Annotated in this window: 19 protein-coding genes; 7 read left to right on the top strand and 12 right to left on the bottom strand. The window is 37.5% G+C overall.

All coding sequences use genetic code 11. The annotated features are described in order from the left end of the window. Window positions 1-111 precede the first annotated feature (111 nt). On the top strand, window positions 112-1,017 hold the full coding sequence (gene htpX, locus ABDZ63_RS01335) for a protease HtpX (RefSeq protein ID WP_343781272.1): 906 nt from the start codon (window positions 112-114) through the stop codon (window positions 1,015-1,017). A 51-nt stretch (window positions 1,018-1,068) separates the two neighbouring features. On the opposite strand, the gene ABDZ63_RS01330 is transcribed toward htpX, so the two are convergent. From ABDZ63_RS01330 to tnpB, 6 genes are all read right to left on the bottom strand, one after another. Next, a complete protein-coding gene (locus tag ABDZ63_RS01330) occupies window positions 1,069-2,493 on the bottom strand; it encodes a hypothetical protein (RefSeq protein ID WP_343781270.1) in 1,425 nt (474 codons plus the stop codon). 321 nt (window positions 2,494-2,814) lie between these two features. After that, window positions 2,815-3,381: an NADPH-dependent FMN reductase gene (locus ABDZ63_RS01325; protein WP_343781268.1), complete on the bottom strand. Its 567-nt coding sequence runs from the start codon at window positions 3,379-3,381 to the stop codon at window positions 2,815-2,817. A gap of 90 nt (window positions 3,382-3,471) precedes the next feature. Further along, complete coding sequence (locus tag ABDZ63_RS01320) at window positions 3,472-3,957, bottom strand: hypothetical protein (protein WP_343781266.1); 486 nt, start codon at window positions 3,955-3,957, stop codon at window positions 3,472-3,474. A gap of 362 nt (window positions 3,958-4,319) precedes the next feature. Beyond that, window positions 4,320-4,817 carry a YwgA family protein gene (locus tag ABDZ63_RS01315; RefSeq protein ID WP_343781265.1) on the bottom strand — a complete coding sequence of 166 codons (498 nt, stop codon included), beginning with the start codon at window positions 4,815-4,817 and terminating at the stop codon, window positions 4,320-4,322. A 12-nt stretch (window positions 4,818-4,829) separates the two neighbouring features. Beyond that, window positions 4,830-6,125, bottom strand: a complete 1,296-nt coding sequence (locus tag ABDZ63_RS01310) for an HD domain-containing protein (protein WP_343781263.1) — start codon at window positions 6,123-6,125, stop codon at window positions 4,830-4,832. A gap of 144 nt (window positions 6,126-6,269) precedes the next feature. Then, complete coding sequence (gene tnpB, locus ABDZ63_RS01305) at window positions 6,270-7,421, bottom strand: IS200/IS605 family element RNA-guided endonuclease TnpB (RefSeq protein WP_343781262.1); 1,152 nt, start codon at window positions 7,419-7,421, stop codon at window positions 6,270-6,272. A gap of 67 nt (window positions 7,422-7,488) precedes the next feature. Between tnpB and ABDZ63_RS01300 the strand changes: the two genes are divergently transcribed. Further along, window positions 7,489-7,740, top strand: coding sequence for a hypothetical protein (locus ABDZ63_RS01300; protein WP_343781261.1), 252 nt, complete (start codon window positions 7,489-7,491; stop codon window positions 7,738-7,740). Window positions 7,741-7,795: 55 nt separating this feature from the next. On the opposite strand, the gene ABDZ63_RS01295 is transcribed toward ABDZ63_RS01300, so the two are convergent. From ABDZ63_RS01295 to ABDZ63_RS01280, 4 genes are read right to left on the bottom strand one after another with little or no spacing between them, the layout of a single operon-like run. Then, window positions 7,796-8,704, bottom strand: a complete 909-nt coding sequence (locus tag ABDZ63_RS01295) for a 5-oxoprolinase subunit C family protein (RefSeq protein WP_343781260.1) — start codon at window positions 8,702-8,704, stop codon at window positions 7,796-7,798. 35 nt (window positions 8,705-8,739) lie between these two features. Then, on the bottom strand, window positions 8,740-9,498 hold the full coding sequence (locus ABDZ63_RS01290) for a LamB/YcsF family protein (protein WP_343781259.1): 759 nt from the start codon (window positions 9,496-9,498) through the stop codon (window positions 8,740-8,742). After that, on the bottom strand, window positions 9,488-10,219 hold the full coding sequence (gene pxpB, locus ABDZ63_RS01285; RefSeq protein WP_343781258.1) for a 5-oxoprolinase subunit PxpB: 732 nt from the start codon (window positions 10,217-10,219) through the stop codon (window positions 9,488-9,490). The genes ABDZ63_RS01290 and pxpB overlap by 11 nt, the downstream gene beginning before the upstream one ends. 1 nt (window position 10,220) lies before the next feature. Beyond that, window positions 10,221-10,832 carry a pyroglutamyl-peptidase I gene (locus ABDZ63_RS01280; RefSeq protein ID WP_343781257.1) on the bottom strand — a complete coding sequence of 204 codons (612 nt, stop codon included), beginning with the start codon at window positions 10,830-10,832 and terminating at the stop codon, window positions 10,221-10,223. 161 nt (window positions 10,833-10,993) lie between these two features. Between ABDZ63_RS01280 and ABDZ63_RS01275 the strand changes: the two genes are divergently transcribed. The 5 genes from ABDZ63_RS01275 (at window position 10,994) to ABDZ63_RS01255 (ending at window position 15,225) form a co-directional block, all read left to right on the top strand. Further along, window positions 10,994-11,815: a lipoate--protein ligase family protein gene (locus ABDZ63_RS01275; protein WP_343781256.1), complete on the top strand. Its 822-nt coding sequence runs from the start codon at window positions 10,994-10,996 to the stop codon at window positions 11,813-11,815. Between the two features lie 94 nt (window positions 11,816-11,909). Further along, a complete protein-coding gene (gene hemQ / locus ABDZ63_RS01270) occupies window positions 11,910-12,653 on the top strand; it encodes a hydrogen peroxide-dependent heme synthase (RefSeq protein WP_343781255.1) in 744 nt (247 codons plus the stop codon). 178 nt (window positions 12,654-12,831) lie between these two features. After that, window positions 12,832-13,254, top strand: a complete 423-nt coding sequence (locus ABDZ63_RS01265; protein ID WP_343781254.1) for a cell wall hydrolase — start codon at window positions 12,832-12,834, stop codon at window positions 13,252-13,254. Window positions 13,255-13,296: 42 nt separating this feature from the next. Next, window positions 13,297-14,103 (top strand): spore coat protein GerQ, encoded by an 807-nt coding sequence (gene gerQ / locus ABDZ63_RS01260; protein ID WP_343781253.1) that lies wholly within the window; start codon window positions 13,297-13,299, stop codon window positions 14,101-14,103. A gap of 621 nt (window positions 14,104-14,724) precedes the next feature. Continuing rightward, window positions 14,725-15,225, top strand: coding sequence for a sigma-70 family RNA polymerase sigma factor (locus ABDZ63_RS01255; protein WP_343781252.1), 501 nt, complete (start codon window positions 14,725-14,727; stop codon window positions 15,223-15,225). Window positions 15,226-15,658: 433 nt separating this feature from the next. Here ABDZ63_RS01255 and ABDZ63_RS01250 read toward each other — a convergent pair whose 3' ends face one another. Together ABDZ63_RS01250 and ABDZ63_RS01245 are read right to left on the bottom strand one after the other, a co-directional pair. Continuing rightward, complete coding sequence (locus ABDZ63_RS01250; protein WP_343781251.1) at window positions 15,659-15,826, bottom strand: hypothetical protein; 168 nt, start codon at window positions 15,824-15,826, stop codon at window positions 15,659-15,661. Window positions 15,827-15,979: 153 nt separating this feature from the next. After that, window positions 15,980-19,072, bottom strand: coding sequence for an AAA family ATPase (locus ABDZ63_RS01245; protein WP_343781250.1), 3,093 nt, complete (start codon window positions 19,070-19,072; stop codon window positions 15,980-15,982). Between the last annotated feature and the right edge of the window lie 3 nt (window positions 19,073-19,075).

Raw genomic sequence — 19,075 nt, 5'->3', positions numbered from 1 at the left:
GTGACTTATAAATCACGAAACACTCGTGACAATATAGATGTAAACTCGTTTTCCACACACTGTTTTCGTGGTATAATATAAGAGGACAAACAAGAAAGGTAGGGGAAACAAGTGGGTAAGCGAATTTTATTTTTCTTATTAACGAACATTCTCGTTTTAACAACAATTGTCATTGTTTGGTCTGCGATTGTTTCATTTACAGATATTGGGCCGATGTATGATGGTTCTGGTGGTCTAGGGCTTAACTACCTAGCACTAGGTATATTCAGTTTACTAGTCGGTTTCTCAGGTGCCTTCATTTCACTAGCGATCTCTCGTTGGATGGCTAAGAAGATGATGAAGGTTCAAGTGTTAGACCCGAACGACAACTTATCAACAGCTGAACGCCAGTTAGTTGAACGTGTTCATCGTCTTTCACGTGCAGCAGGTTTAATGCATATGCCAGAAGTTGGCGTCTATCGTTCTCAAGAAGTTAACGCGTTTGCAACTGGACCATCTAAAAAGCGTTCTTTAGTTGCTGTTTCTACAGGATTATTACAATCAATGGATGACGATGCAGTTGAGGGCGTGCTAGCTCACGAAGTAGCTCACGTTTCAAATGGTGATATGGTTACGATGACTTTACTACAAGGTGTTATTAACACATTCGTTGTTTTCTTATCACGCGTTGTAGCAGCTGTAGTATCTAATTTTGTGCGCGAAGAGATGCGTATGCTTGTAAACTTTATTTCAATTATCGTTTTCCAAATTTTATTCTCGATCTTAGGAAGCCTTGTCGTTATGGCATACTCACGACACCGAGAATTCCATGCTGACCGTGGCGGTGCTGATTTAGCTGGTAAAGATAAAATGGCACATGCGCTTCGTTCATTAAAGAACACTGTTGCGAATGTAAATGACAATAGCAATGATAGTGCAATTCAAACAATGAAAATCAACAATAAAGGCGGCGTAGCAAGATTATTCTCATCTCACCCAGACTTAGATGAGCGTATTGCTCGCTTAGAACAAAAATAAACAATTATGTAAAAAGGTTGGCACATGTGCCAACCTTTTTTATATTTGAAATCACCAAATCCATAATGCAACTAGAGTCGCAACAATCAAACCACACATGACAGGAATAAAGTTTTTACGTGCAAGCTCCATCACAGATACACCACAGAATCCAGCTACCGCAACTAGCGAGGACCATGCTACAAGAGCACCTCCACCCGTCCAAATCGAACCAAGTTGCCCTAATGCCGCCAATGTCGTAGCATCAACGCCACCTGTTGCTAATGCATGAGATAATGCACCAGTTAAAGGTAAACCAGAAAAGCCTGATCCATCTAAACCAGTAATAATCCCAATTAACAATATCCCAAATGCCGTTAAGAATGCACTTTCAGGAATGGCTGATTGTCCTGTTTCAACAAGTTCAAATAAAAATGCTGGTGCTTGAGCATCATCTAAAGACATAATATCCCCAGAAAACTCGCCACTTCCTAAGAAGAAGAATCCCGCAATTGGAATGACAGGACCCATCGCCTTAAACGCAAATACAAAGCCATTTGTAATATGCTCACTTATTCGATCTAATGCCTTTACTTTACCAAAGGCGAGTGATGCTAAGGCTAATAATAATACTGCGACCCCACCAATAAGTGCCGCACCATCTCCTCCTTCAAATCCCCCAGAGCGCCCACCTGTTATCTTCGTATAGATCATGAAAATCATGATGGCTAACATCGTTAATGGCACCAATATTGCAAAGACTTTTTTCCATTTATGATTTGCGAGTGATTTTGTATCAGTTGAATTCACTTGTTGACCTGGTAACTTTTTTAATTCTTCTTTATTTAGAGGGTCAGTTGGTTTTCTAATTTTCTTTCTATACATTAAATAGGCTATGCTAATTGCTAAAACTCCAGAAACTAATGAGAGTACAAGCGCCTTATCAGCAATAACCCCTGCATCTAACCCTGCAGATGAAGCACTTAAAGTTGGTGCTATTTGCATAATATAATCAGAGGACAAAGCCATACCTTGCCCAGCCAAAGCCACAACCATTGCAGCAGGCATAATCGGCAACCCAACTCTTACAGCTGCTGGCACGAGTAAGGCACATATTAATGGTACAGCCGGCGTTGGCCAGAAAAAGAGTGATATAATAAACGTAATAACAATTAAGATCAAAAACGCCACATGGCCATTTGTCATAAACTTTTCTACCGGTTTGATCATTTGTTGATCTGCGCCCAAATCTTTCAAAGAATGCAATAAAGCAACCATAAAAGTGATAATTAAAAAGATACTGAATAACTCTATAGCCGCTGTTAAATTAGCATTAAATACGGATGTAAAACCTGTTATTAAACTTCCGCTATACACCCAAGCAACTAAAAATGTTCCAAGTAGTGTAGGAAGAACAACACCTCTTCGGAACACCATTGTTAAAATAACAATAAGTGTCACTAAAGCATATAAACCATGTGATAGGGTTAACTCCATAATAATGCCCCCCTCCTTTTGAGAGCATAATATGTACAATCGCCTATATTGGTTCCACATGTTAATAACTTTTTCATCTACAACAAAAACAGTACATTTTTCACTACTTGAGTGAAACGGCATTAATCAGGCGAACTCCCAATTAATTAAACGTTCGCCCGATTAATACGAATTTCGCCTAATTATTATGAATTTCGTCTAATTATTATGAATTTCGTCTGAAAATTTAAAAGATCGCCTGATTCTCAAATAATCAGGCGATTTCACGACACAAAAAAGCCGAATGATTGGTTTAACCACTCGGCTTCTACTTTAACTCATCTACACACGAACTATTTTCGCTTCAACTTGTGTGTATAATTCATCTAATAATTTTTTATAATGATCAGCTTCTACATCAGGTAAATGTAGATGAGCATTTTCATCTAGCATATCATAAATTCCACTAACCATAACACGAGGTTGAGCAGGAACTTGTACTCCCAAATGACTTAATACTTCACGTAAATGAAGCTGTGCTTGGATCGTTCCGCTTTGACCTGGTGTACCACCAATCACACCAGCTACTTTACCTCCAAGAGAATTATCTCCAGCAGGGCGAGTCATCCAATCAATTGCATTCTTTAACGCTCCAGAAAAGGAACCATTATATTGAGGAGTTGCAAATAGGATAATATCTGCACTTTCAATTTGATTCTTTAATCGCTTGACACTTTCAGGTACAGGTTTTTCAATATCTTCACTAAAAACCGGTACGTCAGAGTAATCAGCATATTCATACTCTACATTATCAGGGGTTAATATTTTAACCAAATCTAATAACTTCTTATTAACTGAGTCTTTGCGTAAACTACCGCAAACACCGACAATCTTCAGTTGACGATCCATTACACTTCACTCCTATGTATAATCTCACTATTATCGTAAATGTTTGCAGCTATATGAGCAAATATATTGCTTAGCCTATTATAATTCTCACTACTTGTTTAATTTATAGACTAATACAACCGCCACAAAAAATGAAAGGCTCATATACATGAGGAATGTATTTACATTATAGAGTTGATGGTTCATATGACTTGAAACAAACACTGTTGAAATTGAATCAATATAATCCCAATCCACATACCCAAATTGATTCTCAAAATGCTCAGCCAACTGCTCGCGATATTGATTAATAGATTTATATTGATCACTAATAGCAACACCCCAATGAATTGAAACGAAAACCGCAGAAATTGCAATCCATTTTCTCACGACATACGGTCTGATCAACTCATACCACAAATAGACTAGATAGAAAAATAAACCAATTAATAAAACTATTATAGGTAGTGCTCGGTTTACAGAATCAATTGATTGACCTGGAAGGGTACTCATCGCTCCCACTTGTAAAAATAATACAAATGCCAACACAGCAGTCATAATCAGTAATGTGTAAGTATTTCGCAATAACTTCGCCAATATAGACCCCTCCCTAACTGATTACTAAATAGTTTATGAGAAAGGAGAGGTCATTAGACTAATGTGACTCACCAAATGTTAACTGTGATGAGCAAATATAATGCACCAATTAATCCACACAATATAAACCAAGAGTAAATATGTTTCGGACTTTTTATAACATCAATAGTCAAACAAACCACTAGATAAAATAAAAATAACGCACCAAAAAAATATAGTATAATAAATACAATCATCGGATCCATTTATGACCACCACCTAAAATTAAAACGAAGCGTCTTTAGATTAGTAACTAGGTCGAGTTAAAGTTAAATTTCCATAAATGTCTTAAAAACAAAAAGAAGAGGTCTTCACCCCTTCTTTTAATGGACTTTTAAGTCTGTAATAAATCGCCACGCCTCTTCAAAGTCAGACTCGGTATAATTCTGTTGGCTTTTAACCGTTTTTACTTTATCTTCAATTTCTTCTTTTGAAAAATTATCAAAATATAACATAGTAGCGACTAACTCTAAAAATTTTGAACTGTGATCATCCATTTTTTGAATAACATGGCTCATATCTGATGGTTCAACTCCAGAATGGTCCAAAAAGCCAACGCCGCGGTCTGTTAAATGATAACGATATTGATAATACCCTTTTTCCTTTTCACGTTCTTCATCTAAGAAACCTAAATTACATAGCTCTTCAATTCGTGTTGATAACTCTTCAGAATAAGGCCCATAAAAATGAAATGAATACCGTTCAGAGAAAGCAAAACCACACTTTTTTAAAATGTAAACCATCTTTTGTAAACGTTTACGGCCTACTACTTCTTTAGCCTGTTCAAAAAGCACCATAAGCCTCGCGTGATCTTCTAACATGAGCACAACTCCTTACTTTTTCAAGATTTCATTTATCCGCTTCTTGATGTCATGATCTGGTAGTTGATCAATTAAATCTTTCGCGAAATACAATTTATGATCAGTGCGTTTCTTCCCTGATATAGATTCCACAATATCAGATTGTCTTGATAACTCTTTTAATTCGCCATTTGGCAATTGAAGGTGAATCGGAAGTCTCTCTTCTTCTTCACCCGGTCGGTAGAAATCATACGGCAAATCTGATGAGGAATCGACTTCTAGATAATATGTAGGGTCGACACCTGCCTTGCTAAAACATTCTCGTAATTCCATAAATTCCTGATATTGATTACCCGGGTCAAATTCTACATATTTATATAAGTCGCGATTAACAAATCTACGACATAAATCAGCTAAAATAGCATCATCTTCCTCTTGCCAGATGTGGAAATAATAAAATACCACATTCTCATCTAACTTTAAATAGTCCTCTAAACTCACATTTTTTAAAAAGAAGCTCTCAAAATGCCGTGGCTTTAGTTTAAACTCATAATCACTTGATAAATATAACTGTTTCGCACGGTGTAAAATTTTTGACAAGATCACCTCTGCACTTCTCGTAACAGGGTGAAAATAAACTTGCCAATACATTTGATAACGACTCATAATATAATCTTCAACCGCGTGCATACCACTTTCTTTAATCACCATTTGATCTTCTATTGGACGCATCACTCGTAAAATACGTTCCATATCAAAATGGCCATAGCTGACACCTGTAAAGTAGGCATCCCGTTGTAAATAATCCATTCTGTCAGCATCAATCTGACTTGAAATTAAACTTACTACTAATTTATTTGAATATGTCTTATGAATAACATCGGCAACATCTTGCGGGAAATTTACATCAACACGAGTGAGAATTTCATTAACTTTCGTATCACCTAAAATAACCGCTCTTGTGAAGTCTTCATGATCTAAGTCAAATACTTTCTCAAACGAATGCGAAAACGGCCCGTGCCCTAAATCATGTAACAAAGCAGCACATAAACATAATAAGCGCTCATCATCGTCCCAAAACGGTTGATCGCGGAAATTTTCAATAATTCGACGAACAATTTCATAAACACCTAATGAATGGTTAAAGCGGCTATGTTCAGCCCCGTGGAACGTTAAATAAGTGGTTCCAAGTTGTTTAATCCGCCTTAAACGTTGAAATTCAGGTGTCCCGACCAAATCCCAAATCACCCGGTCGCGAACATGTATGTAACGGTGAACAGGATCTTTAAACACCTTCTCTTCATGTAATTTTTCATCACGATATGCCATTTTCCCCGACCTTTCTTTCAAAGTCTATACTACTTAGAATAATTATAGCTTTTTTCTTACATGATTGAACTACTCCACCTTAATTTCTTACGAAATTTGAAGATGGAGATTCCTAAGAACACCAACCTAACGGTCAGTTATGGATTAGGCTAACCCCGAAGTCCCTTCGGTTAGAAGCCTTAACGCTTCAGCTTCAATATTTTTACTTGCGTTAATATCTCTATCGTGGTGAGTATGACACGTTGGGCACTCCCACTCACGCAGGGCGAGATTCTTAACGTCTTTATGTCGGTAGCCACAGCAAGAACAAATCTGACTTGAAGGAAATGTTTTTCCAACTGCAACAACCTTCTTACCGTACCATTCCGCTTTATATTCGAGCATAGCTCTAAACTCTGCCCAACTGACTTCACTGATGGCTCTTGCAAGTTTATGATTTTTTAACATATTTGACACCTGCAAATCTTCAATACCGATGATGTCGTGGTTTTTGACAATGTTGGTACTGATTTTATGCAAGTAGTCTGTACGTGCATGTTTGATCTGTTCATGAATACGTGAAACTTTTACTTTCTGCTTTTGATAGTTTTTTGCTTCATTTAACGGTTTTTTGTCTTTTTTCGCCTGTTCGTATCTTCGTGAAAACTTACGTTGTTCCATTTCTAATTTCTTTTCTAACGAACGGAGAAAGCGAGGGTTTTTATGAATTGTGCCATCTGACAGGATAGCGAAATCCTTTAAACCAACATCAATCCCTACTGATGTTTCAGTTTTAGGAAGTTTATCGACTTCGGTTTCTACAAGAATGGAAATGAAATATTTCCCTGTTACGTTCCTTCTGATGGTAGCAGACAGAATACGTCCTTTAACTTCACGACTTTTGGCAAACTTGACAAGACCTAGTTTTGGAAGTTTAATCTTCTGATCAACAATAGCAATATTTCCGTTTGTGTGCTTTGTTGTAAAGGACTGAATAGGGTTCTTTTTTGACTTATAACGTGGGGGTTGATTCTGTTTTTTGAAAAAACGGTCAAAGCTGTCGGATAGATTTTTAACACTTGTTTGCACAGCAATACTATCCACTTCTTTTAACCATTCATGTTCTTTTTTCAGTTTCGGAAGTTGGGATGAACAAGCACTATATGTTAATCCTTTGCCTGTTGTTGTGTAGGTATCATTCCACTTTGAAAGAAAGTGATTGTATACAAAACGAGAACACCCAATCGTTTTGGCAATTAAGATTTCCTGTTCTTTCGTTGGATAGATGCGGAATTTGTATGCCTTGTTTACCATCATAACTTTCACCTCCTTACATGTTACGATATACATATTATACCATAGTTCGTTAAATAGGAGGACTATCATGGAGAAGCAAACAGTTGTATTAAAATTTCCCAAAACTCTTTTAAATAGAGTAGATGCATTCAAAGAACAAAAGGGTTTTGGTACTCGTACACAGGCTAATTTTCATCTATTGCAAGTAGCACTCGAACAGTCGGACAATCAAGATAGCTTTAGGCTATCCCTTGTCCGAAGGCAATTCATCCCCCACTTACTCATTGAGCTTCGCCCTTCACATCACTTGAAGATGGGGGTTTTCTCGCCTACTTATTGATAAAACAGGCTTAGTAGATAAATCTAGTTTTATTATTTAGATTAGAGAATCATAATTAAACCTCTTTCCACTCACTCAATAAATCTTCTGCCTCTTCCAAGGGCAGTCGAGTAAAATTGACCTTTGATCCCGGGATTAACTGAGCCAACTTCCAGTGATCTACAGATACGACAGTCCCGACAGTCGTATAACCCCCTGTCGTCTGAGAATCAGCTAACAATACCATCGGCTGACCGTTAGATGGGACTTGAATTGTTCCAAATGTAACTGCATCTGATACAATATCAGCCGTACCTCGATGTTTTAGTGGTTCTTCACCTTCTAACATACATCCCATACGATCGCCTTTTTTAAACGTATACGTTGATTCATAGAAATAAGCAACTGATTCCTCTTCAAAACAACTTTCCTGATAACTTGGAATAACCCTTAGCTTGACATCTTTTGTGTAAACGGGGCGCAAATCACGGCGCAATGTGCTTCCGAATGATGGCTGATCACCGGATTCGTTTTGGTTCACAAAGTCCCCTTGACTTAAGCGTTTTCCCATACTCCCTCGTTCAAAAACTGACTGACTTCCAAGCCACTGTTCTGACTGGACCCCACCTGAAACACACAAGTAAGACCGCACCCCTTGAACAGGGCGTTCCAATACTAACGTTTGACCTTCTTTTACCTTAAAGGTTTCCCACATTGGTACACCCTTCCTGTCAACATGCGGAGCTAAATCAGCACCCGTTAGACAAACCACTGTTTCTTTTAAAAACGTCAACTCTGTTCCACCTAGCGTAATTTCAAGTGCTGCAGCATTCCTATTATTACCTAAAAGAAGATTACCTGTTACAAGCGCATAACGGTCCATAACACCTGAAATTGGCACACCTAAATGCTGATAACCAGATCGACCTAAATCTTGAATTGTTAAAAGTAGTCCAGGTTCTTTAACTTTTAATAAAGTTGACATATATCATCACCTTATTTAATCAAACGTTTGATTAATCAACTAGTTATTGCTTTAACTTGTACTCCTTCTTGTTCTAACTTTGTTCGAATACGATTGGCATGGCGAAACACTGATTTTCCATCACCGTGAAAGCATAGCGTATCAGCTTCAATAAATACCCGCTCCCCTGTTATCGTCTCAACATATCCATGGAAAACGAAGTTAAATACTTGCCGTTCAATTTCCTCATAATCCGTTATAACAGCTTTAGCGTCTTTTCGAGGTGTTAAGAAACCTTCTTTCGTATAAGTTCGATCAGCAAAAACTTCTGAAGCAACATTCAAGTCTAATTGATGCCCTACTTCTACAAGTAGACTATTGGCTAATCCAAATAAAACTAGATTATGATCAACATCTTTTACTGCTTGTACAATGGCTTTAGCGACCTGTTCTTCCTTTGCTGCTTGGTTATACAATGCCCCGTGAGGTTTAACATGGCTTAATGGTACATCTTCAACATCACAGAAAGCTTTGATTGCACCAAGTTGATAGATGAGTAGATCATAGATTTCTTCAGGCGCTAAATTCATTTCCCTTCGACCAAATCCAAACAAATCAAAATAACCAGGGTGAGCACCAATTGCTACTTTAGCTCTTTTAGCCTGTTTAATAGCTTTAGGAATCGTTCGATAATCCCCTGCATGAAAACCACAAGCAACGTTTGCAGATGAAATCACTGTCATTAATGATTCATCTTCTCCCATATCATAATGACCAAAGCCTTCAGCTAAGTCAGCATTAAGATCAATTCGCACTACTACTCCTCCTAAGGACGATAAAGTCTTTAATTCGCGCATGTTGTTCAATTTGGATAAATTCACGACTCGAAACAGGTTCAAACCTTAGCTGGTCTCCAATTTCAAATAAAGCAGGGTCTTTTTGTTTTGGGTCGAATAGCTTGATTGGTGTTTTTCCGATAATATTCCACCCACCAGGTGATGTTATGGGATAAACACCTGTTTGCTTTCCTGCAATACCCACACTACCACTTGTAACCTGTTGTCGTGGCGTTTCTAAACGCGGTGTTTCTAGTCGTTCATTTAAACCGCCAACATAAGGAAATCCAGGTAGGAAGCCAATCATATAGACTAAATAAGTCGGTTCACTATGAAGCTTAATGACATCAGTTTCTGTCATATTATGGTATTGGGCTAGTGGTTTTAAATCAGGTGCAACTTCTTCTTCATAACAAACGGGTAAATAAATCGTCTTGCCCTTTTTAAACGCCCTATCTTTATTCGCTTGCCACACCACTGATTCGACAGCTTGCTTCATATCTTCATAGTTCACTATTTTCCAATTATAATAAACCGCAATCGAACGATATGTCGGAACCAGACCTTGCACCCCTACTAAATCCGCTTCTTTTAATGCGTTATAATTTGTAACAACCTGTTCATGCAACTCAGTCGAAATGTCTTCTCCAAATGTAACGATGAGCGCTTGGTTTCCTAAAGGGCTAATCGTAAATTCCATCTTAATCATCCTTTAAACAAGACAAACAAACTTTAATAGCATCAGTCAAATCTTGTTGTGACCAGCTAGGGACCTTACCATGCTGGATCGCTAATTCATGGGACGCAGGAATGTGAATAAAACCTGATGGGACTGTCCAACCTTTTTCTTTTATATAATACAAACTATGATACATCACATTATTACATAAATACGTCCCTGCTGAGTTTGATATTTCAGCCGGGTAACCAGCATCTTTCATCCTTTTAACCATCGTAAGAATCGGAAGTGTACTAAAGAAGCCATCATCGCCACCATCAATAATCAGCTCCCCTTCAGGCTTTTCCCCTTGGTTATCAGGTGCACCTCCATCATTACAATTAATCGCAATTCGCTCAGGTGTTATTTTGTGCCTTCCACCAGCTAACCCTAAAGATATAATCGCATCTGGTTTAACTTCATCAATCATTTCAATTAACTGTTGTCCACTCGTTGAAAAATCAACCGTTAATATTTTACCAATAATTTCATATCCATTAACCTCACTACCCTCTAAGGCTCCCACCACTTCCATTGTCGGATTAAGTTTAAAATCTAAAAATGGTTCAAAACCTGTTAAAAGAAGCTTTTTCATATAGACTAAACCTCTCAATCTAATTCTAATTAAATCTATTCTAACACTTTATTTTTATAAAATTAAAACTTATTAGAAAATAGTTGTATACTTAGTGCTTTTTCTAATGTTAGAACAATCTGCTATAATGGTTACAGCTTACTATAAGGAACGATCAAAAGATGAGACATGAATTATTACAATTTAATGAACTTAGGTTAGTTGACCATAGTAACCCTAAGTCATCCAATATTACACAATCATTCGCAACAGATGATGCGCTTTGTCTATCTGTGAGTGAATCCAATATGACAGCGATACGGTTTTGGGTACACGAGCCAACTGTTGTGTTAGGCATACCTGATAGCCGCCTTCCTTATATTGGGGAGGGGATTGATTTTTTAAAGAATAATGGATACAACACTGTTATTCGTAACTCAGGCGGTTTAGCTGTTACTCTAGATGAGGGTATTTTAAATATATCTCTTATCTTCCCAGACACTAAACAATACGATATTCATGATGGTTACGAAGCAATGGTCGACTTCATAAAATGGCTTTTTGAAGATGAAGGTATGAAAATAGAAGCCTATGAAATTGAACAATCCTATTGCCCTGGTGCTTATGACCTTAGTATTAATGGGCAGAAGTTTGCTGGTATTTCACAGCGAAAAGTCAAAAGTGGTTCTGCCGTGCAGATTTATCTTTGTGTCGAGGGTGATGGTGGTAAACGAGCTGAATTATTACAGCGCTTTTATGAAGTTTCTTTAAAAGATGAACAAACGAAATTCAAATACCCTAATATCAACCCAAATGTCATGGCTTCACTCGAGCAATTATTCGGTAAATCGTTAAGAGTACAACAAGTCCAAGACAAGCTTTTAAACCGTCTAAAAGAGTGTGGTGTCAATGTTCTTGACCAGTCATTAACTGCACAGGAGAAAGAATGGTTTCAATCACGACTGCAATTAATGCAGAAACGAAATAAAGACCTCTCAAGTTAACAAAACGTTCATAACCATATCTTTTAAACTCTAATTAAGGTTGTGTTATATTTATATTGAAATTGTTTAAGACGACTTAAGGAGAGTGACATAAATGGCAGAAGCAGTTGAAACTTTAGATGGTTGGTATATGTTACATGATTTTAGACAAGTTGATTGGACAGCTTTTAAGAAAGCAAGCACTGAAGAACGTGAACAGGCAATTAGTGAACTCAATCATTTAATGGCCTCATGGCAAGATGTCGAAGGTGAGAAACAAGGTAGCTTCGGATTTTATACCGTCATTGGTCATAAAGCTGATTTACTATTCCTAAACGTTCGTCCAACGATGGAAGAACTGACAGAATTAGAAACAGCTTTAAATAAGACGAAAATGGCTGAGTATTTCACGCAACCTTATTCTTACGTATCAGTTGTTGAATTATCTACTTATATGGCCCAAGGCAAAGACCCTGAAACAGACCCAGAAATTCAAGCACGTCTAAAGCCGATTTTACCTAAGTGGAACCACGTATGCTTCTACCCAATGGACAAGCGTCGTCAAGGTGATGATAACTGGTATATGATGTCTAAAGAAGAACGCGTGAAGCAAATGTATCAGCACGGCATGACTGGCCGTAAATACGCTGGTAAAGTCCGCCAAATCATCACTGGAAGCCAAGGCTTAGATGATTGGGAGTGGGGCGTCACATTATTTGCTCACGACACATTACAATTCAAAAAACTTATTTATGAAATGCGCTTTGATGAAGTAAGCGCACGATTTGCGGACTTTGGCTCATTTTATATCGGTCACCGCAAAGAACGAGAAGAACTCGAAAGAATTATGCACGTATAACCTCCTAACCTTAAGCCAGACATTGGCTTAAGGTTTTTTTAGAATGGACAATCATCCACATTCTCCTTCAATTTAATACTTGTCCAGACAATTTTCTTCAATTAGGTATTCATCATTCCCTAAGTTCTACATATACATGAAATAGTAATGGATTTTGAATAAAAGAGGTGGTGGTTAATTGGCACTTATAGCATATACAGAAGCGCAACTTAAAGAGCTCGCCCGCCTCATGCGTGCCGAGGCTGAAGAGGACGGGGACCAAGGTATGCTTCTTGTTGGAAACGTAGGAGTTAATAGAGTTGTAGGCGATTGTTTAGATTTTGAAGATATACGTTCCTTACCTGATATGATTTACCAATCCCCAGGTGGGTTCGAAGCTATTCAAGAGTCTTATTTTTATCAACGCGCACGCGAAAATGAAATTCGCCTTGCTAGAAGAGCAGTTCAAGGTGACCGAATTCACCCAGGGCGTTTTTCACTTTGGTTTTTCAGGCCCCCAGGTGGATGTCCGCCTGAGTGGTTTGGTCAGCCATTTGCTGGAGAATTTGGCGCCCATTGTTTTTACGAACCATATCCGGGCGAATGCCCAGCAATTCATTAAAAGTTTAATAATTTTTTTAAATAATTGAGGGAGGTTGATTTTTTGGATCAGTCTAATAACAATCAAGACAGACGCCAAAATGAAGCGAACAGATCCAAATTGCCAAAAGGGGATGCTCACAAGCAGCCTGCAAAAAAACCGTACCAGCCAAAGGACAGTAAGCAAGGTTGGTATCCTGACAAAAAACACCCAGGAGCTAAGGGACCACAAGCTAAACACGGTGACAAAATGCCACCCAAAATGCCTGGAGTAGGATTCGGGAAAGGGGGATCAGACTACAAGCCAGGTGGCAATAAACCAATGGGAGCAGGCCAAGGTGGAGGAATGCCTCCTTATGGTGGTATGCAGCAACCTGGAGGCATGGGGCCTGGGATGCAGCAACCAGGCGGCATGCAACAACAAGGTGGCATGCAGCAACCTGGTAATATGCCACCAGGGTATGGAATGCAGCAACCAGGGGGCATGGGGCCTGGGATGCAGCAACAAGGTATGCCTCCATGGATGCAGAACAATAATGGCCCCAATGGACCAATGCAACCGCAGCAGCAACAACCACAACAACCGATGCAGCCGCAACCGGGTCCTGGTGTAAATGGTATTCCGCGTGAACGATCTTTTATTGAAAACATTTTGCGATTAAACACAGGTAAAGAAGCTACATTTTATATGACATTCGAGAATAACGAAGAATGGAATGCGATGGTATTTGAAGGAATCGTTCGAGAAGCTGGTAAGGACCATATTGTCGTTGAAGATCCTGAAACTGGTAACTGGTACTTACTTCTAATGATTTACTTAGATTATGTACAGTTCTATCAAGAGCTTAATTATGAATACCCATTTGCTTAGAGCTTAAGAGCTTAAGACAAAAGGAATAAATTGTTGTTAAAATACCAACATTTGATGCTTTGTATAACATGAGCGGTTTTTCGAGCGGATCATTTTATCAGCGTTCAAAGCAATTTATCAGCGCTCAGACAATTTTATCAGCGTTCAAGCAGTTTTATCAGCGCTCAAGCTTTTTAAATGAAATAATATCAAAGAACGAAAATCCGAACAAATTCATTTATGATGAATCGTTCGGATTTTCTTTATAACAACTATTTTAGCCCTAACCTCTTCTTTATGTTGTAAAATTTAGCTTTTTCAATGAATTAAAATGAGTCCCATGCAAGCTTTTGCCAACCAAATATTAACAAGTTCAAGTTTTTTTAATTTTATTGCCACTTTTCAGATAGTTCTAACGATTATAACATTAAAGGGTGTTTAACAAAAAAATAACAATATTCAACAAAATGCAAAAATCTATGGAGTTTTTGTTTATTATTGCATTTTTTAACGAGATAATCGCTTTTTCCAATGTCTATTTATTTCAAATAACAAAGGTGACAGATCAAGTTAATCTTATATAGATTTATAGAAAGAGTCATTATTCTAATGGTCGAGTTTGTTAAAGAGGAGTTAAGGGAAATGAATAATCCAGAAAGTGATCAATCTTTTGAAGACATTTACATAAAATATAAGCGCATGATCCATTATCAAATTCATAAATTAAACCTCCGTGATCCACACCAAGAATTCTTCCAAGAAGGCATTATTGCTCTATGGGAAGCTCACCAAAAGTATGGGCATGATCCAACATTTCCAAAGCTTGCAACGATTCACATCCGAAGTCGCTTAATTGATTTAATCCGAAAACAAAAAAGAATTCAAGACAAAGAAGCGCTCGATGAATTCATTCAAGAACAGCCTGTATTAAATAATAATATTGAACATTATGACCCTCAGTTTTGGTCGACTGTTCGTAAGCACTTATCTGATAAACAGTGGATATTTATTCAAAAGAGGATCATTGAAGGTCATTCAATCAAAGAAATAGCACAGCAGGAAGAAGCATCAATCGACGCTGTTAAAGGTTGGGGACAAGCAGCAAAACGAAAACTCCGCTCAATCATGACCGACTACCGTTAACCTTTGGGGTTAGGTTTAGATTATGTTCAGCCTGAAGCATGATATTATTTCGACCTCCGTACCGTTTTAGAGAAATGCTAAACACCGTAAAATATTGTTTAGATCACAAAACGGAGGCGATTTTATGCACTTAGAACCCATGGTAAAGGACGTTATATTAAAAGAGTTACAATCAAAATATATTAGACAAAGCCAAAAACAAAGACCGAACTCAGCTACAATTAAACGTTAGATTATTTCTTTAAAGATTAGCATTTGAAGCATAAAAAATTAACCCAATAGTAATTTAGTTGACACAAAATGCTCAAAAGCGTATATTAAAGAATAAGAAACACGAATATAATGCCTATAAAGACTATAAAATAAAAGAGACAGGATGCTACTAACATCCCATCTCTTAAGCAGCATTCGCCAAAACAAGGCGTAGGCTGTTCTATCTAGTTGTAGATTCCTGACTACCTTGCTTCTGGCGTAAGCAAGGTAGTTTCTTTTTGCCTGCATTTATAAAAAACATAAATGGTATGACAATGAAATGAGCTTCGACTGTGACGATTGTTATAGCGATCACTATTAACAATAACGTCCATATTCGATCACTCATAGGCATCACCTCCTCTCTCGCCTATGAAAGACGACATGGAGGCATAACCTACTACCTTGCTCAAACGAATAACTGCTTGACTTTATTATAAACAATAATCAGTTGCAATTAAACAACCTAAACGAACATTTATTCTAATTCGATCAGGTAGTCCTAGGCAATGATAAATTCTGTTTCACTATGTCCATCTTTAGTCTTATTTACTTCTAAAATAGCTGGAATTGCAGTTTTAAGCTCTTGAACATGTGAAATAACACCAATCATACGGCCAGATTTCTGCAAATCAACTAAGGTATCAATAGCTTTATTTAATGACTCATCATCTAATGAGCCAAACCCTTCATCAATAAACATCGTCTCAATAGAAACTCCACCTTGAAAGCTTTGTATAACATCAGACATACCTAACGCTAAGCAAAGAGAAGCATTAAACTTTTCCCCACCAGATAATGTCTTCACATCACGCGACTGCCCGGTATAAGCATCAAAAACATCCAATCCTAAACCACTTTGACGACCACGTGCTTCTTGACGGTTACTTCTTACAAGATAAAATTGTCCATTTGAAAGTAGACGTAACCTTTCATTAGCCGCTTCAATGATTTGTTCCAAGTATTCAATTTGTAAATAACGCTCGAAAGATAGTTTCTGTTCATTTTGTCCTCGTAAAAGGTCATACAATTCAGCAATTTGATTAAGTTTCTTCTCTTTTTCAGCCGCTTGAGCATGAGATTGTTCAATTTGATTTCGTAAATTAACAATATCCTCTAAACGCCGTCCATTTAAATTATATTGATTTAGTACATCCTCATACTTTGTCTTAATAGCGTCTAATTGCTTTTTCAACTCTTCTAAGTCCGCTTTTTCTTGACCTTCTAACTCTTGGTCCAATTCTTTAACCCGCTCAGTTAACACTTGGAAAGACTGTTCATACTGCTCTATTTCCTGCTTTAGAGCTTGACGCTCACTTTCAGCCTTTTTCGATTGTTGATAAGAGAACTCATCAGTAAATGAATTGTTCTTTAGTTCTTCGTAAAAGGATTGTTCGTAGCGTTTTTTCTTTGCTTTAAGTTCGTCCAAGAAAGCCATTGCATTTTTACAATTCGTTTCAACTGCTGTATAGTATTCTCGTGCTTGCTCTAAGCTTTTTTGAGCGTCTTCAAAGCTTTTCTCTAACTGCTGTAGCTCACTTTTAGTCCGCCTAATTTCCTCTTCTAAATACGTTAAAGAACGGACCTCCTCTGGGATCGACTGAAGTTGGTCTTGATAGACACGTTCTTCGGTTTGAAAATCAGCGTATTGCTTGTGATAATCACGCTCAACATTATCTTTTTGTATTTGTACCTGTTTTATTTGTTCTTCGAGTGACCTTATACTAGATTTCAATTGATCAAGCTGAGACTGCTTTTCATTAAGCCTGTCTACCTCTTTTTTTAACTCGACACCAGCATCATAAACTTTGTTAAAAGATTCCTCAGGATTTTCAATTGATTCACCTAAATCTCCAATTTGTCCCTCTAACTGCTTTGTTTCTTGTTGAATCGTCTGTAATTGACCTTCAACCCTACTATGATGCCTTTGAACCTCATCCATTTTAGTTCTTGCTGCATTCATCTCTTCTTTACTCGGTGCCTTATTTGTAGCCGCTTGCTTATCTGGATGATCTACACTTCCACAAACCGGACATGCATCACCCTCATGTAAATGAGTAGCCAGTATGCTTGCTTGACTTTCAATCCACTCTTTCTCCAAGCGATCATACTCATGCTTTTTCGTTTGATAATCTTTTTTATAATTGTCTAAGTTCTCAAGCAATTGAGTTTGGTTCTTTAAGTAATCTAAGTATTTCTTAAACAAACGATATTTCTCTCGTTCACTGCTTAGCTGGTCATTTTTCGTTTGGAAAGATTGTAATGCAGTTTCTAACTCGTGAAGTTTTTTTTGTTTTTCTTCCCTTTCCTCGGTTAATTGCTGTAGGTCTTGTTTTGTTTTCTTAAGCGTTCCTTCAGCTTGTTTCATATGATCTTTCAGTTTAAGCACTTGATCTTCTTGTTTTTTTAAAGACTGGACTTTAGGGTGAAGTTCTTCAAGTTGTTTTAATCTATCTCGAACTTTTTCGCGTGTTGATTCTTTGTCTTTTTCCTCTTGATAAGTTATTTCAGCTTGGTTTAAAAATTGCTTTGCTTTTTTTTGATCAGCTTGTAATTGATTAGCGTGCGTTTGCTTTTGTTCTACATCTGTTCTTACTTCTTTTACTTGCTTTTCGTATGGTTCAATGTGACTAGCGCGCTCAGCTTGTGCTAAGCTTTCTTTTTTATAATTAAATTCTTCAGATTGACCTTCTAATTCTGTTATTTGATATTGCTTTTTCTTTCGCTCATCGTCTTTTTCATGGATCGACTTTGCATGATGGTATTGCGTTGTCATTACCTCTTGTTGTTCGCTTAACTTTATCTTTTCTTGTTCAAGGTGTTGTACGTGTTTTTGATAATACACTTGTTCATCATTTAATCCTGCGACTACTTGGTTCACATTGTAATGATCTTGATTAATGACTTGAAATAATGTTGAATCATCACGTTCTGGCAAATTAGCACTGACTTCTGATATATAATGATCGCGCATTTTCAACTCTTCTTCACTGTCTTTTTGTGCTTGATCTTTTTTATCTCTTAAGCGTTCATTTAACTTTTGATAGGCTTGAGTTTTAAAAATTCGTCTTAAAATCTCTTCTTTATTCTCAGTTTTTGAGGTTAGAAGTTTACGGAACTCACCTTGTGGTAGCATCACAATTTGCCTAAATTGTTCCTTCGTTAACCCCACTAATTCTTCTACACGATTATTTATTTCTGATACAATTTGACGATCCACACAGGGCTCTTCCTCGCGACTAGTAATTTTGACAAATTCATAGCGATCACCTGTTGCGGTTTTATTCCCTTGCTTCACATGTCCAAGTTGACGAAGAATTCGATACGTTTCATTGTGTAATTCAAAAGTAAGCTCTACACTCGTATGCACATCATCATCTGCAAAGTCACTGCGTAGCATTTGATCATTTTCACGGTCTTCACCACTAGCTGCTCCGTATAGAGCAAAGCTAATGCCATCAAATATTGTCGTTTTTCCGGCCCCTGTCTTTCCTGAAACGACAAATAAACGATTATTTTCAAGTTTTTCAAAATCTATAACTTCTCTGTCCTTATAGGGTCCAAATGCAGTTAACGTTAATTTTAACGGCTTCACAAC

Origin of the sequence: Alkalibacillus silvisoli, from assembly GCF_039521975.1 — a bacterium.
In the GTDB taxonomy this organism is placed as follows: Bacteria; Bacillota; Bacilli; order Bacillales; family Alkalibacillaceae; genus Alkalibacillus; species Alkalibacillus silvisoli.
This window is presented reverse-complemented; position numbering and strand designations above follow the sequence as displayed.

Excerpts from the sequence above, each read along its gene's own strand:
- ABDZ63_RS01330 (WP_343781270.1), bottom strand. The coding sequence starts at position 2,493 with ATGGAGTTAACCCTATCACATGGTTTATATGCTTTAGTGACACTTATT.
- ABDZ63_RS01325 (WP_343781268.1), bottom strand. The coding sequence starts at position 3,381 with ATGGATCGTCAACTGAAGATTGTCGGTGTTTGCGGTAGTTTACGCAAA.
- ABDZ63_RS01315 (WP_343781265.1), bottom strand. The coding sequence starts at position 4,817 with ATGTTAGAAGATCACGCGAGGCTTATGGTGCTTTTTGAACAGGCTAAA.
- ABDZ63_RS01310 (WP_343781263.1), bottom strand. The coding sequence starts at position 6,125 with ATGGCATATCGTGATGAAAAATTACATGAAGAGAAGGTGTTTAAAGAT.
- tnpB (WP_343781262.1), bottom strand. The coding sequence starts at position 7,421 with ATGATGGTAAACAAGGCATACAAATTCCGCATCTATCCAACGAAAGAA.
- ABDZ63_RS01300 (WP_343781261.1), top strand. The coding sequence starts at position 7,489 with ATGGAGAAGCAAACAGTTGTATTAAAATTTCCCAAAACTCTTTTAAAT.
- ABDZ63_RS01295 (WP_343781260.1), bottom strand. The coding sequence starts at position 8,704 with ATGTCAACTTTATTAAAAGTTAAAGAACCTGGACTACTTTTAACAATT.
- pxpB (WP_343781258.1), bottom strand. The coding sequence starts at position 10,219 with ATGGAATTTACGATTAGCCCTTTAGGAAACCAAGCGCTCATCGTTACA.
- ABDZ63_RS01280 (WP_343781257.1), bottom strand. The coding sequence starts at position 10,832 with ATGAAAAAGCTTCTTTTAACAGGTTTTGAACCATTTTTAGATTTTAAA.
- ABDZ63_RS01275 (WP_343781256.1), top strand. The coding sequence starts at position 10,994 with ATGAGACATGAATTATTACAATTTAATGAACTTAGGTTAGTTGACCAT.
- hemQ (WP_343781255.1), top strand. The coding sequence starts at position 11,910 with ATGGCAGAAGCAGTTGAAACTTTAGATGGTTGGTATATGTTACATGAT.
- ABDZ63_RS01255 (WP_343781252.1), top strand. The coding sequence starts at position 14,725 with ATGAATAATCCAGAAAGTGATCAATCTTTTGAAGACATTTACATAAAA.
- ABDZ63_RS01250 (WP_343781251.1), bottom strand. The coding sequence starts at position 15,826 with ATGAGTGATCGAATATGGACGTTATTGTTAATAGTGATCGCTATAACA.